Raw genomic sequence first — 16,711 nt, 5'->3', positions numbered from 1 at the left:
CTCTCTAGCGGTCTCACAATTCGGTTAATGCGACATGAGTTTGCTTCGAATAACTCAGAGCCTCGCCATTCGAGGCAATCACCTGCTGGTACCAGTAAAAAGATGCTTTGCGCGTTCTCATGAGGCTTCCATGGCCCTCATCATCTTGATCGACGTAGACAAAACCATAACGCTTAGACATTTCCGACGTACCTGAGGAAACCAGATCAATAGACGACCATGCTGTATAACCAAGGAGATCCACCCCATCTATCAGCGCTTCTCTAACTTGTTCTAAGTGTTTTTGTAAGTAGTCAATTCGATACGTATCAACTACCTGACCCTTTTCATCGGGAACGTCCTCTGCGCCGAGGCCATTTTCGACAATAAACAGCGGTACTTGGTAGCGATCGTAAAAGGTGTTTAACGTATAACGCAGTCCTTTGGGGTCAATCTGCCATCCCCACGCGGAACTTTCGAGATAAGGATTCTTCAGAGAACTTCTTAAGTTCCCTTCCGTTGTCGCCGAAGCCTCCGGAGCCGCACTTGTCACGTTCGATACATAGTAGCTAAATGCCAAATAATCAGCTGTATATTTTTTCAACAACGCTTCATCTTCCGTTGCCCAAGCAATCTTCACATTGTTTTCGGCAAAGAAACGCTTCATGTAGTGCGGATAGGCACCTCGCACCATCACATCTGTATAGAAGAAATTGTCATGTTGTTCGTCTAGCATCATTTGTAAGACATCATCTGGCTTACTAGTAGCGGCATAAGTGGTAAACCGCGCGATCATGCATCCCATCTTGGCATTAGGATTGATTTCACGTAACCGCTTCGTGATCTTAGCCGCGGCAACAAACTGATGATGAACAGCTTGATAACAATCTTGAAGGTAGTTCGCACTCTTATCTTCCACCACACCCGTTGACTTAAACGTTGAAAACCGACCAGCGTTAATTTCATTAAAAGAAATCCAATATGGTACACGCTGACCGAAACGTGCGAACAAACTGTCAGCATACCGATAAAACATGTCCACCACGCGCCGATCTGCCCACCCATTGTAGCGATTAACCAACGCTAAAGGCATCTCAAAATGTGAAATCGTCACTAGCGGTATCATGTGATGCTTTTCAATTTCCGTTAGAACACGATCGTAAAAATCTAACGCTGCCCGATTTGGTGCTAGCTCTTCACCAGTCGGGAAAACCCGGCTCCACTTGATGGAGAAACGAAACACCTTAAATCCCATTTCCGCACAAAGCGCGATATCTTCTTTATAGCGATGGTAAAAGTCAACGCCATGTCGTTTAGGATAACGCGCGGTACCGGTATCAGCCATTGCGGTTTCAATAATTTCCGATGTTATTCGACGGTGCTTTGCCAAATCTTGACGATCTAGTTTCGGATCAAAAAAGGAAACATCCGAAACAGCAAGGCCACTATTGTCTTCTAAATATGCCCCTTCTGTTTGACAGGCAGCGATGGCGCCACCCCATAGAAAATCTTTTGGAAATACGTTCGTCTTTTGCATGTTCATCTTCCTTTCTACACAAGTGTTGCTAAATGTTCGCCAACGCCAATCTGTTCTTGCTTGCTTAACTCCATGCTTTGATAAGGTGCAATGCTGGTAAAGATGATCGGCGTGGTCAAATCAAATCCAGCAGCTTTAATAGCATCTAAGTCAAAATGAACCAGTGGATCGCCAACTTGCACCCGTTGGCCTTGCTTCACTTTCAGCTCAAAGTATTGACCGTTTAATTTCACTGTATCCAACCCAATATGGATTAGGATTTCGGGACCATCATCCGCCATTAACCCAATAGCATGACCAGTCTCAAAAGCAACTGTCACTGTACCTTCAACTGGCGACAAAATCTCACCTTTAGCTGGTACCACAGCCACGCCTTGACCTAAAGCACCTGACGAAAATGCTTTGTCGGCAATTGTTTCTAACGGGCAAAGCTTCCCTGTTACCGGACTAGAAATGGTAATGGCCTTCGATGGTTGCGTCTTTGCATTTAATGGCTCAGTATCCTTTTTGCTTGTACCCGATTTTTCCGGAACATCCTCAAAACCAATCAAATAGGTCAGCACTGTCGAGGTGATGAATGTAACGGCAATCGCAACGAGGAAGCCGATAAAACCTTCACCGTTTTTCCCATAAAAAGCAGGTATCATCAGAATACTGGAAGGCCCCGCTGCATAACCGGCACTTCCTGAAAAGCCAACAATCCCGCCACCAATAGCAGCCGAGACGACGCCGATAATGAAGGGACGTTTCAAGCGCAAGGTCACCCCGTAAACAGCCGGTTCAGTGATGCCAAACAGTGCCGAAATGACCGCCGATGCTGACAAGGCTTTAAACTGCTTGTTCTTCGTTCTTAGCATGACACCTAATGTAGCCCCCGCCTGCGAAAAAACAGAAATGGCGTTCGCCGGTTTAATCGGATCGCGTCCCAAGGTAGCAATATTATTCAACATCACCGGCACAATTCCCCAGTGCAATCCGAAGATAACCAGAATCTGCCACGACGCTCCCATCAGTGCGCCTGCTATGATGGGATTGATATTGAAAACCGCTGTCAAACCAGCTGCTAAGGCATTGCCGACATAAACACCAAAGGGACCAAATAGCATTAATGTCAGAGGTACCACAGTCACAAGCACAATGGCTGGTGTAACAAAGTTTTTGATACTCGTGGGTAAATACCGATTTAGATATCTTTCAAAAATGCTAGCAATGTAAATCGCTAAAATAATCGGAATAACTGTCGAGGTGTATTTCACCATCACCAAAGGAATGCCAAAGAAGTCAACCGACTTTCCCGGATCTGCCAAAGTGATGATCGTAGGATATACCAGTGTTCCGGCAATCGTGACCGCCACAAACGGATTGCCCTTAAACTTGCGTGCTGCCGTGATTGCCAGCAAAATTGGCAAGAAATAGAACAAACTGTCTCCGATTGCATTCAAGATGATATAAGTCGAAGTATTCGGCATCACCCACTTCAGCTGGGTTGCGATTGCCAAAAGCCCTTTTAAGATCCCCGCACCCGCCATGACACCTAAAAGTGGCGTAAACAAGCCTGAGATTAGATCAACAAATCGGCCAAAAATCGTTTCATTTGCGTTATCTTGCGTATCTTCCTGGCGATCCTCATCAATCAAACCAGAAATCTTCCCAAACGCTTGGTACACCTCACTCACAGTGTTTCCAATGACCACCTGAAACTGACCAGCGCTTTCCATCACGGTCACAACCCGTTCCAAGGCTTCAATCTGTTCCTTGTTAGCTAATGCCCGATCCTTTAACTTAAAGCGCAGTCGCGTCGCACAATGTACCAGCGACTTCACGTTATGCTCCCCGCCGACTTGTACCAAGATTTGCTCGGCTAGTTGTTGATCATTCATTGAACATCTCCTCCTTAAACTCATTGCAGTTTGTTGCTTAGTAATACAGCTTGATATACGAGTTTCGTTTGATTTAGTGGCTTTAGGGCAAAATAAAAACCTGAGCACTGACAAAGAACGCATACAGAATGCTGTATACTTCTTTGTCAAAGCCCAGGTTTCGCCTGCCGAACAGTCACAATCCACTCGTCTTCAACTGAATTATTAAGATGGCTTTATGGTAACGGTTACATTTACGTGTGTCAAGCTTTTTTTATCTAGGTCTTTTGCTAAGATCGCAAATGGTTTTTCCACAAATAAGCCGTTTCGCTAACCTCCAATGACTCAATAACGAGCGACTCACGGCGAAGCATCTTCCCGCTCGCTTGCGCGCACCTGCAGTCGATTAAGGTGAATCATCAGATATAGCATTTCTTCAGTTGTCAACGTAATTCCAAATGTATTGGCAACATAATTCGCAATTTTACAACTAACTTGATACGCATCCGGATGCTTCTGCTTCATCAACAAGTACAGTTCCAAGTCATTGCCCTGAAGCATGGCATCCTGTATGATCCGCTGAACAAAGAACTTGAGGTGCGTCAATAAGCGATAATCGTTTAATGAATGCTCATCATAAGTACCGTGAAAAGCATACTTGATAATATTGAGCATGGCATAAACTTCCTTCATAATCGCGATTGTCGTCCCCATCTCCTCGTTCATTTCCGCATTAATGAGATGCATCGCTACAAAACCAGCCTCATCAAGTGGCAAGTGAACGTTTGTCTCCGCAGCAACCATTTCCAAAAAATGTTTGGACAACATGAATTCCTTTGGATAGAGATTTCGAATTTCGTATACTAACGAATTTGTAATTAATTGCCCTTCTTCGTAACGTTTAAGTGCGTGATAAATATGATCTACCAGTGATACATGCAAGCTAGCGTTCAACTTTTGACCCAACTGCTTTGCTGCTTGATCAATGAACTGTTCCGTGACGCGTAGTATTTCATAAGGCACTTCCGCCATCAAAGCCGAAAAGTGCGATTGCATATCATCATTCTGTAAAGAAAAAAACTTATCGACTACGGTCGGATCTAGTTGTTCACCAGCGCTACGTTTGAAGCCAATTCCCTTCCCCATCGCAACTTTCTCGAAACCATGGTCATCTTTAACTACAATGACATTGTTATTAAGAATTTTATTAATCTCCACTTACATTCCCCCTTGTGGTCCAACTTTGAATACTATTTTATGTCAAAGTGAAAGGGGTTTCAACGTATCTCACTTCTTAGCTTCCGGTAAGGTACTTTTCCTCTGAGCGAGCTGATATGGTACATGTATCGTCCCATGTTGGACATCGTTATCGTTATTCTTTTTGATCGCATCAACCAATAATTGACTGGCTTGATTGGCAATTGCTGTTGAATCTTGGACAATTGTCGTTATTGTCGGTTGTGATATGGAAGCAATTGACATACCGTCAAAACCAGTTACGATCAGATCTTCAGGAACACTTAGATGAAACCTTTTTGCAACTTGAAGAACCATATAAGCAACATTATCGTTAATTGCGAAAACTCCAAGGCGTCTGCCTTCTTGATGTTTGATTTGAATGAAGTTTTCCAGATCAGAATGTCGTTGTAAAAATTTATCAGAGGTCGTATTTAACGCCAATATGCTACCATCTGCACTAATTCCTCGATCTGAAAGTTCATCTTTAAATGCCTGCACCCGATCCATTGTTGAGGAAGGACGCGACTTGGTCATAACAAGACATAAATCATCTGCTTGACTTAGCAACAATCGTGTCAGATCCCTCCCCGCTGCATAATGATCAGTGGTAACAATCATCTCAGAAGCAGAATGTGGGTCTCGATCAATAAAAACAATAGGAATTGCATATTTCGCTGAAAGCGGCATCTGGTTGCTGGCACTAGATACAGAAATAAGGCCATCCACACGATGCTCAATTAACATTCGATAATAGGCTGTTTCTCGCTCAACACTTCGTTCAGTGTTGCAAATAATTGTTGAATAGCCCAGTTTAAACAGAGCCTGCTCAGCTTTTTTTAGAACCGAAGCGTAGAACTCGTTTGCAATATCCGGTACTAAGATTCCAATCATGTTCGATTTGTTAATACGTAAACTTGTTGCCAGCGAATTACGTTCATAGCCTGTTTCCCTGATGATTTTAAGAACCTTATCACGAGTTTTTTGAGAATATCGACCACTATTGTTCATAATTCTAGACACAGTTGCAACTGATACGCCGCTTAATTGCGCTATGTCTTTGATTGAGACGTTCTTTTTATTTGACACAATCATCACCAAGATTTTTTGTTTGACTTTTCACAGGACTCGTTGTTTAATAGACCGTGAAAGATGCGAAAACGTTTACACAATAATACCAAATTCGAATGGACTTAGCAATAACAGCCATTCCAAGCCTGCCGTGCCAAACGGCTCAATTTTTTGATTTTTGCGTAAACGTTACCGCAAATATACCAATCAGGAGGATTCATGATGAAGGACTTTAATGTTGCAATTTATGCAGATGGCGCATCGATAGAAGGAATGGTTGAAGCCAAAAGCAAATGGCCAATTAGCGGTTTTACAACCAATCCAACTTTGATGAAACGTGCTGGCATCTCTGATTATATGAGTTTTGCAAAAGCTGCCTTAAAAGCTGTTGAGGGCTTGCCAATTTCGTTCGAGGTGTTCGCAGACGATTTTCCAACAATGAAGAAAGAAGCGGAGAAACTAGCTGCACTGAGTAAAAATGTTTTTGTTAAAATTCCTATCACCAATACCAAAGGCGAATCATCAGCACCACTTATCAAAAAGTTATCAGCCGAAGGAATCCAAGTGAACGCTACTGCTATTCTGACCTATGAACAAGTAAAAGAGGTTGCAGATGCCTTATCTCCCAAAACCCATAACATTATTTCCGTTTTTGCCGGCCGACTTGCTGATACTGGCGTGGATCCCATCCCGCTGATGAGAAAAAGCCAAGATCTTGTTAATCAATACCCACAAGCAAGCCTACTGTGGGCAAGTTCACGAGAATTACTAAACATTTTCCAAGCTGATAATCTAGGTATTGATATCATCACTGTCACTAACGCTATTCTTGAAAAGATGAAGATGATTGGTCTGGATCCCAAGAAACTCTCTCTTGATACTGTTCAAGGTTTTCACAAGGACGTTAACGCATTAGGCTTTTCGATTTTGTAGCCGACATAGCTGTTCCCAAAGGAGGGGTAAACAATGCTATTATCAGCCATTTTGGTTGCTTTATTAGCAATCATCTCACAGTGGTGGTTCTTTGCACCTATCACTCGATGTATGACTTATCCACTAACAACTGGTCTGTTAGTTGGGATTTTCATGGGGAATCCAATGTTGGGTATGCTAGCGGGTGCTAATATACAGCTAGTGTATCTTGGATGGATCAATGCAGGAGGTGTGATGCCAAGTAACACCATGGTCGCTGGGATTTACGGTTCAGCATTAACAATTCTCTCAAGTGCTAATCCTAAATTAGCCGTTACTTTTGCCATTCCATTTTCACTTTTAGGGCTTCTGATGGTTCAAATTTACCAGACCGTTAACTCTTTCTGGGTTCATCGTGCAGATAAAGCACTTAGCGAAGGCAAAGTTGGACAAATTCGTTTTCTAAATTATGTTCCCTCGTTCATTGTTGCCTTTATTGTCTATGGCATTCCTGCATTTTGCTTAGTCATGTTTGGCAAAAGTTGGACGACATCGCTTATTTCCGCTATTCCTGCAAAGTTCACAACGGCTCTTGAAGTTGTTGGTGGTTTAATGCCTGCCCTTGGGATCGCAATGCTTCTCAACTATCTCGGAAAAAAAGAACTCAATGCATTCTTTATTATCGGTTTCTTTCTGACTGTATACTTGAAACTCGACATTATGGCAATCGCTATCTTCTCTGCCTGCATTGCATTTCTTGTCTTTATTAGTCAGAGTCATTCTAGCAAAGAAGCTGCGGATGCGACATCTCCGAAGAAAAAAGTACGTCGGCTGACCTTACAGAACAGACGAGGCACCGCCGAAGAAGTAACACCTACCCAAAATGGCGCATCGGCTTCTGAAGCTGCAACTATCCAATACACTAAGAAATTAACCCATTCAGATCTCGTGAAGACGTGGTTGTGGGAACAAAGCGACGAGGCTGCTTACAACTATGAACGTCTTCAGGCTCTTGGACTTACGAATATGATGATTCATCCTATTCGTAAGCTCTATTCGAAGGATCGACAAGCTGATGAACTAAAGAAATATATGGTCTTTTTCAATACTGAACCCCACATGGTCGGCCCTATTATTCACGGTGTTGCATTGTCGATGGAAGAAGCACGTGCCAATGGGCAAAATGTCTCTGCAGATGATATTAACTCAGTTCGTACAGGATTAATGGGCCCTGCTGCTGGTATCGGCGACACTGTTCAGCAAGGTATCTTCTTTCCAATTCTTGCCAGTGTTGGTGCATCACTAGCCTTACAAGGAAATTACCTCGGGCCAGTAATGTTCACAGTGATCTTCGAACTCGTTATCTACACGATAGGCTACATTATGTTCATGTTTGGTTATCGGAAAGGTAAAGAATCTGTCATTTCCATTTTAAAAAATGGTTTGATCGGAAAAGTTACAAATGCTTTTAGTATCGTTGGATTAATGGTTGTTGGTGCTATGGCCGCTAGCCGTGTTGCCGTTCGCACACCACTGGTCTGGACAGTTGGCAAGAGTACAATGAAACTGCAAAGTATTCTAAATCAGCTAGCTCCTGGGTTAATTCCTCTTGGCATCACTGTTCTTGTCTGGTATTTGGTACGTAAAAAAGTCAATCCAACTTGGATCATTTTAGGCATTTTTATAGCTGGCATACTTCTTTCCTACTTGAATGTTCTTGGAATTGTCAAAGCGTAGAAAATTGCGGAGGTTAAATCAATATGATTAACATCGTGTTACTCAGTCACGGGCCCTTTTGTGAAGGGTTGTTAAAAAGTCTCGAAATGATTGCTGGACCGCAAAAAAATTTGCACGCACTTCAACTACATGAAGGAGAAAATCCAGATAATTATCGCAATCAAGTAGATCAGCTCTTGTCTTCACTCACTGGTGAAACAATGGTTTTCATTGATTTAAAGGGTGGGACACCTTATAACACAGCAGCTTCTTTGAAACAGAAGTATGAGTTTATCCTAATTTCAGGTATGAATATTCCAATCTTGATTTCCGTAGTCACATCTCGAACAGAAACAACTACGCTCGAGGATTTGACTCAAATCGCCTTAGATCCTAAAAACGCTGGTGTTGAATTAATCAAATTAACGAATGGAGGTAACAAGCGTGCAAAACTTAGTCTTAACAAGAATTGATGATCGCCTTATTCATGGGCAAGTCATGACAGCCTGGAGCCGTATTACTCACGCAGAGCAAGTACTTGTTATCGATGATGCAGTCGCAAAAGACGATTTTATGATCAATGTTCTTGAGAATGCGATCCCTGATACGATGGCAATTGGCGTCTTCAATAAGGAAGATGGCGTGCAATTTTTATCTGAACCGCTCGAGGCACCAACCATTATACTAGCAAAAGTTCCAGAGACGCTTGAATATCTAGTGGATCACGGTATCGACATCAAAGAAATCGACTTGGGTGGTATGGGGGCTAAACAAGGTCGTGAACGCTTATATCACACAATCTCGACAAGCCCCCAAGAAAACGAATCTTTCAAGCGGTTAATTGATAAGGGCGTTCATGTGTTCATCCAAATTATGCCGCAAAATGAAAAAGTAGAACTAAAAGACCTACTAAACAAATAAATAAACTTGATCAAATAAATTGATCAAAAAGCAAAACCGACTCTGTTTTTCGACACAGAGCCGGTTTTGTGTTTTCATGCAGTTACACCACAAATATTCAATTTAGTTCTTAATGTGTTTAACAGCAATCAAATCTGATTCGCGACGTCCACCGCTACTTTTCTCTAAAAAGGGCTTCAATTGCGCATATATCTTCGGTGTTGTAAGCCCGTATTCTTCCTGAAGAAATTCTGGAGTGCCCACTTGTCCGAACCTGTCATTGCATCCAATCCTCTTGAGTGGAATAGAAATTCGATTCTCGGCCATCACTTCTGCAACGGCACTGCCCAAACCACCAATGATGTTATGATTCTCGATGGTCATAACGGCTTTCTTGTATGCCATCCGTTTCAACAGCAAATCACGGTCTAACGGCTTGATGGTAAACATATCGATTACATCTGCCGTTAATCCTTGCTCTTCTAAAATATCTGCAACATCTAGTGCCTCTGAGACTAGCTGTCCGGCAGCAACAATCAGATAGTCCGAGCCATTCCGAATAAGATTTCCTTTACCTAGCTTGAAATCAGAGCCTGCCTCATAAATCGATCGTACACTTTTCCGATTTCCGCGAACGTAATGAATGCCTTTCATCTGACTAAAGGCTTTAATGACCCAGCTCATTTGTATTTCATCTGCTGCGTCACAGATAACAATATTAGGAATTGTCCGAAGGGTTCCGATGTCCTCATAGCTTGTATGAGTACCCCCATTAAACCCGGCGGCGAAACCAGGATCAGAGCCAAATATATTGATCGTGTTTTTTGAGTAAGCACCAGATACAAACAACTGATCAAGGGCTCGACGTGCTACAAAGGGCGCAAAGGTGTGAATAAAAGGCGTAAAACCAGTTAAACTTAGTCCAGCAGCGACCCCCACCATATTTGCTTCCGAGATGCCAACGTCACTGAATTTATCAGGGTGCGTTTGCTTAAATTGGAGAAAATTACTGGCTCCACCAAGATCAGCATCAAGGGCGATAATCCGATCATCTTTCTCCATCAATCCATTGAGGGTATCAACAACCGTCTGCCTAAGCTCTTTTCCCTTCGTTCTTTGTTCAGTCAATTTAAACATTTTTCTCCCCCTCAAAAATTTGCTCCAAGTTTATCAATGCTTCGTCCGTTTCCTTATTGATTTTTTCATTACCAAACTTAACAGAATGGTTATCCTCCATGTCTTCAAAAAGTTTAACTCCTGCTCCTTTTATCGTATCGAGAACAATGCAAACTGCAGAATCTTCGATGGTCTTTAAATAATCAATGGCAGCATCAATTTGCTTAATATCACGACCATCAACTGTCACAGTCGAAAAGCCAAATGCTCGCATTTTGTCGGCAATATTGAATTGTCGAATAATGTCGTCTGTCCAACCATCAAGTTGCTTCTTATTGTTATCTATGAACACGATACAGTTGTTTAGCTTATTGCTAGCAATATACTGGAACGCTTCCCAACATTGTCCTTCGTTTAGCTCACCATCTCCGACAATCAGATAAACATATGATGATAAATGTTTCTGCTTTAGTCCGGTTGCAATCCCCGCTGCTTGTGATGTCCCTTGTCCAAGCGATCCCGTTGTTGCATCAACTCCGGGGGTCTTATTGCGGTCAGGATGTGATGGTAAGATTGTCCCACCTTGGTTTAAGGTAGCTAGGACACTATCATCAATGAACCCCGATGCTGCTAAAGCACTATATAGCGCTGGCCCCGCATGGCCTTTTGAAAGAACCAACCAATCACGATTTGACCAATGTGGTTCTTGCGGGTTAATGTGCATCTGTTTTCCGTAAAGAACTGCTAAAGTGTCTGCGATCGACAATGATCCGCCGATATGACCTTGTCCTGCTTCTTGAATTGATTTAATGGCACCATATCTAATTTTCGCAGCAAGTCTTGTCAGTTTAGATAATTCATTCGAATTCAAACTAGTCCACCCTTTCAATAAACACTATGCCGTTTCTTCATCCTTACTTATTTTCCTTTTACCAATGGCTGTCAGTGCAAACATCACAATGCCAATCATGATGACCGCGCCGATGACGGCAATCTGCCCACCCATGCGGGACGACTGTCCGAGAAGTAACCCGATGATGCCATAATCCGTGTCAGAGAAAGTGGATCCTGTAAATCCTAAGTTGCTTACCAATGGCATCAGGAAAAGCGGCATAAAACTAATGACAATTCCTTGAACAAATGAGCCCAAGACAGCGCCGCGAATTCCACCTGTCGCATTCCCATAAACAGCTGATGTTGCACCACAGAAGAAATGAGGAACAACTCCTGGAATAACGATTGTCGTGCCAGCCATAGCCATGATAATGAGACTGACGATGCCACCAATAAAGCTTGAAAAGAAGCCAATAAGCACTGCATTAGGTGCATAAGGGAAAACAATAGGGCAGTCAAGACCGGGCTTTGAATTGGGAACCAGTCGTTCAGAAATTCCTTTGAAGGCGGGAATGATTTCTGCCAAAATCATTCGTACCCCTGCAAGAATCACATACACCCCAGCTGCAAAAGTACCAGCTTGTTGAAGTGAGAAAACAATAAAGTTAGTCCCCGCACTTAGCTTGGTTTCGATATAGGTCGATCCTGTGAAAATAGCGACAATCAGATAAACAACCATCATTGTCAAAGCAATGCTGACGGTTGAATCGCGTAAAAATGACAAGCCTTTAGGAAAGTTAATATCTTCCGTTGATTTCTTCTTATTTCCAAACCACTTGCCAATGTATCCAGCAATCATATAGCCAAAATTTCCGGTATGGGCAAGGGCGACATCATCCGTGCCGGTAATTTTCTTCGTAAATGGTTGGATAATCGCCGGAAAGATAGCGCCACACATTCCAAGAAATATTCCGCCGACAATGATCATCAGAACGTTATTCATGCGGGTTGTTGTCAAAATAACAGCTATGATACACGCCTGATAAAAAAATGCATGTCCCGTTAAATAGATATATTTAAACTTGGTGATTCTGGCAAAAAGAATATTTGCAGCCATTCCGAAAAGCATGATTAAAGCCGTCGCCGTTCCAAAGTTCTTGATAGCAATAGCAATGATTGCTTCATTATTTGGAACTACGCCGGTGACGTGAAAGGCTTGTTGAAACATCTTACCGAAAGGCGTCAAAGATCCTGTGACAACATTTGCACCAGCAGTTAACACTAGGAAACCGACAAATGTTTTAATGCCACCCTTAAGAACCTCACTAACGTGCTTTCGCTGTAAAACCAAGCCAAGAATCGCAATTAGAGCAACTAAAATGGCTGGCGTACTAGCAATATCAATTAATATTTTTAAAATCCCATTCATTTTGGTACTCCTCCTATGCTAGTGTTTCAAATTTTAGTTTTGACTTTTAAGCAGTGCCTCCACTTTGGTCTTTAATTCTTTCTTATCGATAATACTGTCTAAGACAATCACGTTTTTTAAGGTGCTGAGACTATCAGCCAAATCCTTCCCGACGAAGAAGTAATCTGCGCTGCCTTCTGTTGCGCTCCCAACATCAAAATGTGCGGTTTCAATTCCGGTGACACCGAGATCCTTCAAAACACTCTGAATATTCATTTCAACCATGAAACTTGAACCGAGTCCCGATCCGCACACAGCAGCAATTTTCATTTCAATCTCCTCCTCCACTTAATAGTGAAATGATTTCGTCTTTACTTTTAGCAGCTAACAGTCGATTCAGGCTGGGCTCATCCGACAAAAACGTTGCTAACTCAGCTAAAGCTTTCAAATGGGTTGTATCATCAATGGCAGAAAGACATATAAAAAATGTCACTGCATGTTCTTTTTGGCCCAAAAGGAGTACCGGATTCGCCACTTTCAGAATCGAGATTCCAACTTTTAGCGCGCCGTCTTCAGGTCGAGCATGAGGCATCGCAATGCCCTTGCCAATGTGAATAAAAGCACCATACTGTTCAACCTTTTCAATCATTGCATCAATGTAACGTGATTCGATGAAGCCAAAGTTTTTTAATGGCTGTGCCGCGAATCTAATAGCTTCCTTCCAGTCCATCTTTCGATCGGTTAATTGGACCATTTCAGGTGTTACCAACTCCCTGAGCATAAAGAACCTCCTCTCCCCTTTTTTGAAAAAGTTCCAAACTGCATCAAATTTCGGTAAAACTAAAGCAGCTTTATACCAGTCATTTCTTGGAAGTCCTTTTGCATCAATTCCCAGGAAGTTTCGATGCTTTCCGATAGACCAAACAGCCCACTGCGACCAATGATATAAATATCTGGTCCTGCTTCCGCAATTTTCTTAAAGTTCTGACGATTAGAAGATCCATCCATCTCGATAAGGTACTGAAAACCATTTTCGCCACGTAGCCTTCGTAGTTCCACAATCTTCTTCAGTGCTTCGCCAATGAATTTCTGACCGGCAAATCCTGGATCAACCGTCATGATCGTTACCTTATCAACCTTGTCAATAACCGGATAAATAGCATCGACAGGCGTTTCAGGGTTTAACACAACTCCTGCTTTTAACCCAGCCTCATGTATTTGATCAATAAGTCTAAACGCAATACCGTTCAACACCTCAATATGCATGCAAATCCAATCGCATTTAATTTTGATTAATTGATCAACCCAATAGTCTGGTTCATCGACCATTAAGTGAGCTGAAAGAGGCAAATCACTGATCTTTCTGACCTCTTGAATAAACCACGGAGATAAGCTGAGGTTTTTGACGTAGTGCCCATCCATAATATCTATATGGAAGGAATCAATCTTCGAATTCAAATAAGAAATCTCTTCTTTGAATTTATCAAGATTCATCGTCATTAGAGATGGTGAGAACTGAATTTGATTCATCTTTTCAACCTCTATTCTGTTTAAACTTTTCCCAGTCCTTCGTAAACTGTGCAACACCTTGGTCGGTCAATGGGTGATACCACAGGCTCTTAAACAACTGCGGTGGAATCGTTGCAATGTGGGCGCCACTCAGGGCGGCTTGTTCAACGTGCTCACGGTTCCGAATACTTGCTGCAATAATTTCAGTTGTAAATTCATATCGGTCAAATATTTGCCGCAGCTTGCTTACCAGTTCCATTCCATTAACAGCAATATCGTCTAGCCTGCCAACAAATGGCGATACAAATGTTGCTCCTGACTTTGCTGCCATAAGACCTTGCGTCACCGAAAAAACAAGTGTCACATTTGTCTTAATGCCTTCCTGACTTAGATAATGTGTCGCCAGAAGTCCTGACTCTGTCATAGGGAGTTTAATCACCACGTTATCGGACCACTTAGCCATTTTTTCTGCTTCCTCAACCATATTTTTTGGATCTAAAGCAGTAACTTCAGCAGAAATGGGACCATTGACAATTTGACCGATCTCTCGAATAACTTCTTCAAAGTCTCGACCTTCACGAGAAATAATGGTCGGATTAGTGGTAACGCCGTCAACTAAGCCTAACTTTTCGATTTGTTTAATTGCTTTTACATCTGCCGTATCAAGAAAGAACTTCATATTTTCAATCTCCTCCCAAAGCTCACACTTTAAATCACTTTGATATCATTCAAGTCAATATCTTCTTCTTCAGCTTCATTAATCTTCTCAAGATCCTCTTCGCTAACATTCTTCTTAATAAGCGCCAAAGTGACGGCTGTCACCAGAATATTCACTAATAATCCGGCTACCCCAGCCCATGGATGTGACATTGTTGGAATCATCAAGAATCCACCAAAAGGTACCGTGGCGTCAGCTCCCATGACCATTGACACTGCACCACCTGCTGCACCGCCAATAGCAGTCGCAATCACGCCGCGAACGATATCATTCATAACTAGCGGAATAACACCTTCAACGATATTGATAACTCCCATTGGTACTGCCGACTTCAACGTTTCTACTTCTACTTTCGTGTAAATGTTTTTCCCAAACAGCTTTGCAACGAAGAAAGCCAAGCCAAATCCAATCGGAGTAGCTGTATTAACAAGTTGCAAGGCGGTAATAGGACCATTCAACCCCTCTGCCTGCAGAGTAAGCACAAAAGCAAAAACAGTTTTATTAATCGGTCCACCATAATCCACACCACTTAACAATCCAATCACTGCACCAAAAACGAGTAGTGATGATGAGTTAAGGCTCTTTAAGAATCCTGTCAACATTGCCGTAAGTGCAGCTATCGGCGCGCCGATGATGTACACCATGACTAGGCCACCGATTATGGAAGCAATGAATGGTATCAGTAGTGTCGGCATTAAGCCTTTTGCCCAAGCTGGGACTTTAATGAACTTGAGAACTCCTAAAACGAGATACCCTGCAAGAAACCCGCCTAAGATACCACCGATAAAGCCGGCACTAATGGCGTTAGCAGTTAACCCAATGATGAAACCCGGAGCAATACCTGGCTTTGCCGCAATAGCAAATGCGATGCCAGTCGAAATGACAACAGGCAACATGCCTAGTCCTTTGCCACCAATCGTTGCCAAAGCATCCCAGAAATTAAATTTTCCCTGAATAAGCGCATCCTGAGCATGACCGCCAAATGCCATGCCTATTGCGATCATAAAACCGGCCCCACACACAATCGGTATCAAGTAAGAGATGGCCGTCAATAAGTTACTCTTGATGTTGAGTGATTTAAGTGCCTTCATTTTTACCCCTCCAAATCTTCATGTTGTTATGCCTGAGCGTGAGACGCTGTAGCAATGATTTCTTTGGCTTTAGCGATTAATTTGTTAGGAGACTTAATGGCAATCTCTGTTGGAACCTGAATGACCCTTTTGCCTTTAAAACGTTCCTCCCCAGATATTTTGACGTCTATTGCTAAAATAACTAAATCCGCATCTTGTATCTGCTTAGCCGTAAGTTCATTTTCAACGCCGATTGTTCCCTGAGTTTCAATGTGAATTTCGGCCCCAGCCTTTTTCCCTGCGTTCTCTAACTTCTCTTGTGCGATATAGGTATGCGCAATGCCAACAGTACATGCGGCAACGCCGACAATTTTCATTTTGCTTCCTCCCATTCATTTAAATGCATTCACAACATCATCTTTATCTCTGGCTCGCAATAGGTTATGAACAACCTTTTCGTTCCCCAACTTCTTGGCAAAAAGCGATAAAAGCTTCAAATGAGTCTTGGCCGCCTTCTGATCATTACCAACGGCGAAGAGAATAACCACCTTGACGCCTTTACCATCAAGTGTTTCCCATGGGATTTCGTTTCTGCTAATTCCGATAGCAACACCTATCTTCTGAACATGTTTGCTCTTGCTATGGGGAATAGCAACATAATCACCAATGCCTGTTTGCCCTTCAGATTCACGAAGGTAAACATCATCAACAAAGGCATGCACATCATCGATATAACCGTAATTGAACAAATCCTCGGCAAGTTTATTAACAATCTCAGATTTGTTTCTTGCTTTTACATTTGGATCTACAATTCGGGGATCAATAATATCAACTACATCCATCTTC

The 16,711-nt window shown here is 42.4% G+C and carries 18 protein-coding genes; 4 read left to right on the top strand and 14 right to left on the bottom strand.

Going from position 1 to position 16,711, the window contains the following annotated elements:
- Positions 1–13 precede the first annotated feature (13 nt).
- The 4 genes from LHUE1_RS07380 to LHUE1_RS07365 form a co-directional block, all read right to left on the bottom strand.
- Positions 14–1,516, bottom strand: coding sequence for a glycoside hydrolase family 1 protein (locus LHUE1_RS07380; RefSeq protein WP_277848203.1), 1,503 nt, complete (start codon positions 1,514–1,516; stop codon positions 14–16).
- A gap of 14 nt (positions 1,517–1,530) precedes the next feature.
- Positions 1,531–3,396: a beta-glucoside-specific PTS transporter subunit IIABC gene (locus tag LHUE1_RS07375; RefSeq protein ID WP_049170674.1), complete on the bottom strand. Its 1,866-nt coding sequence runs from the start codon at positions 3,394–3,396 to the stop codon at positions 1,531–1,533.
- A gap of 339 nt (positions 3,397–3,735) precedes the next feature.
- Positions 3,736–4,593 carry a BglG family transcription antiterminator LicT gene (gene licT / locus LHUE1_RS07370; RefSeq protein WP_049170672.1) on the bottom strand — a complete coding sequence of 286 codons (858 nt, stop codon included), beginning with the start codon at positions 4,591–4,593 and terminating at the stop codon, positions 3,736–3,738.
- A gap of 69 nt (positions 4,594–4,662) precedes the next feature.
- Positions 4,663–5,700 carry a LacI family DNA-binding transcriptional regulator gene (locus LHUE1_RS07365; protein ID WP_049170786.1) on the bottom strand — a complete coding sequence of 346 codons (1,038 nt, stop codon included), beginning with the start codon at positions 5,698–5,700 and terminating at the stop codon, positions 4,663–4,665.
- A gap of 204 nt (positions 5,701–5,904) precedes the next feature.
- Between LHUE1_RS07365 and LHUE1_RS07360 the strand changes: the two genes are divergently transcribed.
- From LHUE1_RS07360 to LHUE1_RS07345, 4 genes are read left to right on the top strand one after another with little or no spacing between them, the layout of a single operon-like run.
- Positions 5,905–6,615, top strand: a complete 711-nt coding sequence (locus LHUE1_RS07360; protein ID WP_080978122.1) for a transaldolase — start codon at positions 5,905–5,907, stop codon at positions 6,613–6,615.
- Between the two features lie 33 nt (positions 6,616–6,648).
- Complete coding sequence (locus LHUE1_RS07355) at positions 6,649–8,331, top strand: PTS system mannose/fructose/sorbose family transporter subunit IID (RefSeq protein WP_049170668.1); 1,683 nt, start codon at positions 6,649–6,651, stop codon at positions 8,329–8,331.
- A gap of 23 nt (positions 8,332–8,354) precedes the next feature.
- Positions 8,355–8,783, top strand: a complete 429-nt coding sequence (locus LHUE1_RS07350) for a PTS sugar transporter subunit IIA (protein ID WP_049170664.1) — start codon at positions 8,355–8,357, stop codon at positions 8,781–8,783.
- Positions 8,755–9,231 carry a PTS system mannose/fructose/N-acetylgalactosamine-transporter subunit IIB gene (locus LHUE1_RS07345; RefSeq protein ID WP_049170662.1) on the top strand — a complete coding sequence of 159 codons (477 nt, stop codon included), beginning with the start codon at positions 8,755–8,757 and terminating at the stop codon, positions 9,229–9,231. The genes LHUE1_RS07350 and LHUE1_RS07345 overlap by 29 nt, the downstream gene beginning before the upstream one ends.
- Positions 9,232–9,333: 102 nt before the next feature.
- Here LHUE1_RS07345 and LHUE1_RS07340 read toward each other — a convergent pair whose 3' ends face one another.
- From LHUE1_RS07340 to LHUE1_RS07295, 10 genes are read right to left on the bottom strand one after another with little or no spacing between them, the layout of a single operon-like run.
- Positions 9,334–10,347: a transketolase family protein gene (locus LHUE1_RS07340; protein WP_279280230.1), complete on the bottom strand. Its 1,014-nt coding sequence runs from the start codon at positions 10,345–10,347 to the stop codon at positions 9,334–9,336.
- Positions 10,340–11,197: a transketolase gene (locus LHUE1_RS07335; protein WP_053091153.1), complete on the bottom strand. Its 858-nt coding sequence runs from the start codon at positions 11,195–11,197 to the stop codon at positions 10,340–10,342. The genes LHUE1_RS07340 and LHUE1_RS07335 overlap by 8 nt, the downstream gene beginning before the upstream one ends.
- A 24-nt stretch (positions 11,198–11,221) precedes the next feature.
- Positions 11,222–12,589, bottom strand: coding sequence for a PTS ascorbate transporter subunit IIC (locus LHUE1_RS07330; protein WP_049170656.1), 1,368 nt, complete (start codon positions 12,587–12,589; stop codon positions 11,222–11,224).
- 33 nt (positions 12,590–12,622) lie between these two features.
- Complete coding sequence (locus tag LHUE1_RS07325) at positions 12,623–12,898, bottom strand: PTS sugar transporter subunit IIB (RefSeq protein WP_049170655.1); 276 nt, start codon at positions 12,896–12,898, stop codon at positions 12,623–12,625.
- 1 nt (position 12,899) lies between these two features.
- Positions 12,900–13,349 carry a PTS sugar transporter subunit IIA gene (locus LHUE1_RS07320; protein WP_049170653.1) on the bottom strand — a complete coding sequence of 150 codons (450 nt, stop codon included), beginning with the start codon at positions 13,347–13,349 and terminating at the stop codon, positions 12,900–12,902.
- Positions 13,350–13,408: 59 nt separating this feature from the next.
- Positions 13,409–14,098, bottom strand: coding sequence for a D-allulose 6-phosphate 3-epimerase (gene alsE, locus LHUE1_RS07315; protein WP_049170652.1), 690 nt, complete (start codon positions 14,096–14,098; stop codon positions 13,409–13,411).
- Between the two features lie 4 nt (positions 14,099–14,102).
- Positions 14,103–14,756 carry a fructose-6-phosphate aldolase gene (gene fsa, locus LHUE1_RS07310; protein ID WP_049170649.1) on the bottom strand — a complete coding sequence of 218 codons (654 nt, stop codon included), beginning with the start codon at positions 14,754–14,756 and terminating at the stop codon, positions 14,103–14,105.
- A gap of 29 nt (positions 14,757–14,785) precedes the next feature.
- A complete protein-coding gene (locus tag LHUE1_RS07305) occupies positions 14,786–15,886 on the bottom strand; it encodes a PTS fructose transporter subunit IIC (RefSeq protein WP_049170648.1) in 1,101 nt (366 codons plus the stop codon).
- Positions 15,887–15,912: 26 nt separating this feature from the next.
- Positions 15,913–16,242 carry a PTS fructose transporter subunit IIB gene (locus tag LHUE1_RS07300; protein WP_049170645.1) on the bottom strand — a complete coding sequence of 110 codons (330 nt, stop codon included), beginning with the start codon at positions 16,240–16,242 and terminating at the stop codon, positions 15,913–15,915.
- Positions 16,243–16,257: 15 nt separating this feature from the next.
- Positions 16,258–16,707 carry a PTS sugar transporter subunit IIA gene (locus LHUE1_RS07295; RefSeq protein WP_049170643.1) on the bottom strand — a complete coding sequence of 150 codons (450 nt, stop codon included), beginning with the start codon at positions 16,705–16,707 and terminating at the stop codon, positions 16,258–16,260.
- Between the last annotated feature and the right edge of the window lie 4 nt (positions 16,708–16,711).

It is taken from the genome of Lacticaseibacillus huelsenbergensis (genome assembly GCF_029726355.1).
GTDB lineage: Bacteria > Bacillota > Bacilli > Lactobacillales > Lactobacillaceae > Lacticaseibacillus > Lacticaseibacillus casei.
The sequence above is the reverse complement of the archived record's forward strand: the minus strand, read 5'-3'. Positions and strand labels throughout refer to the sequence as shown.

What these genes read in the sequence shown, in the direction of transcription:
- LHUE1_RS07295 (WP_049170643.1), bottom strand. Translation starts at nt 16,707, where the DNA reads ATGGATGTAGTTGATATTATTGATCCCCGAATTGTAGATCCAAATGTA.
- LHUE1_RS07380 (WP_277848203.1), bottom strand. Translation starts at nt 1,516, where the DNA reads ATGCAAAAGACGAACGTATTTCCAAAAGATTTTCTATGGGGTGGCGCC.
- LHUE1_RS07340 (WP_279280230.1), bottom strand. Translation starts at nt 10,347, where the DNA reads ATGTTTAAATTGACTGAACAAAGAACGAAGGGAAAAGAGCTTAGGCAG.
- fsa (WP_049170649.1), bottom strand. Translation starts at nt 14,756, where the DNA reads ATGAAGTTCTTTCTTGATACGGCAGATGTAAAAGCAATTAAACAAATC.
- LHUE1_RS07350 (WP_049170664.1), top strand. Translation starts at nt 8,355, where the DNA reads ATGATTAACATCGTGTTACTCAGTCACGGGCCCTTTTGTGAAGGGTTG.
- alsE (WP_049170652.1), bottom strand. Translation starts at nt 14,098, where the DNA reads ATGAATCAAATTCAGTTCTCACCATCTCTAATGACGATGAATCTTGAT.
- LHUE1_RS07360 (WP_080978122.1), top strand. Translation starts at nt 5,905, where the DNA reads ATGAAGGACTTTAATGTTGCAATTTATGCAGATGGCGCATCGATAGAA.
- LHUE1_RS07320 (WP_049170653.1), bottom strand. Translation starts at nt 13,349, where the DNA reads ATGCTCAGGGAGTTGGTAACACCTGAAATGGTCCAATTAACCGATCGA.
- LHUE1_RS07325 (WP_049170655.1), bottom strand. Translation starts at nt 12,898, where the DNA reads ATGAAAATTGCTGCTGTGTGCGGATCGGGACTCGGTTCAAGTTTCATG.
- LHUE1_RS07375 (WP_049170674.1), bottom strand. Translation starts at nt 3,396, where the DNA reads ATGAATGATCAACAACTAGCCGAGCAAATCTTGGTACAAGTCGGCGGG.
- LHUE1_RS07305 (WP_049170648.1), bottom strand. Translation starts at nt 15,886, where the DNA reads ATGAAGGCACTTAAATCACTCAACATCAAGAGTAACTTATTGACGGCC.
- LHUE1_RS07355 (WP_049170668.1), top strand. Translation starts at nt 6,649, where the DNA reads ATGCTATTATCAGCCATTTTGGTTGCTTTATTAGCAATCATCTCACAG.
- LHUE1_RS07300 (WP_049170645.1), bottom strand. Translation starts at nt 16,242, where the DNA reads ATGAAAATTGTCGGCGTTGCCGCATGTACTGTTGGCATTGCGCATACC.
- LHUE1_RS07330 (WP_049170656.1), bottom strand. Translation starts at nt 12,589, where the DNA reads ATGAATGGGATTTTAAAAATATTAATTGATATTGCTAGTACGCCAGCC.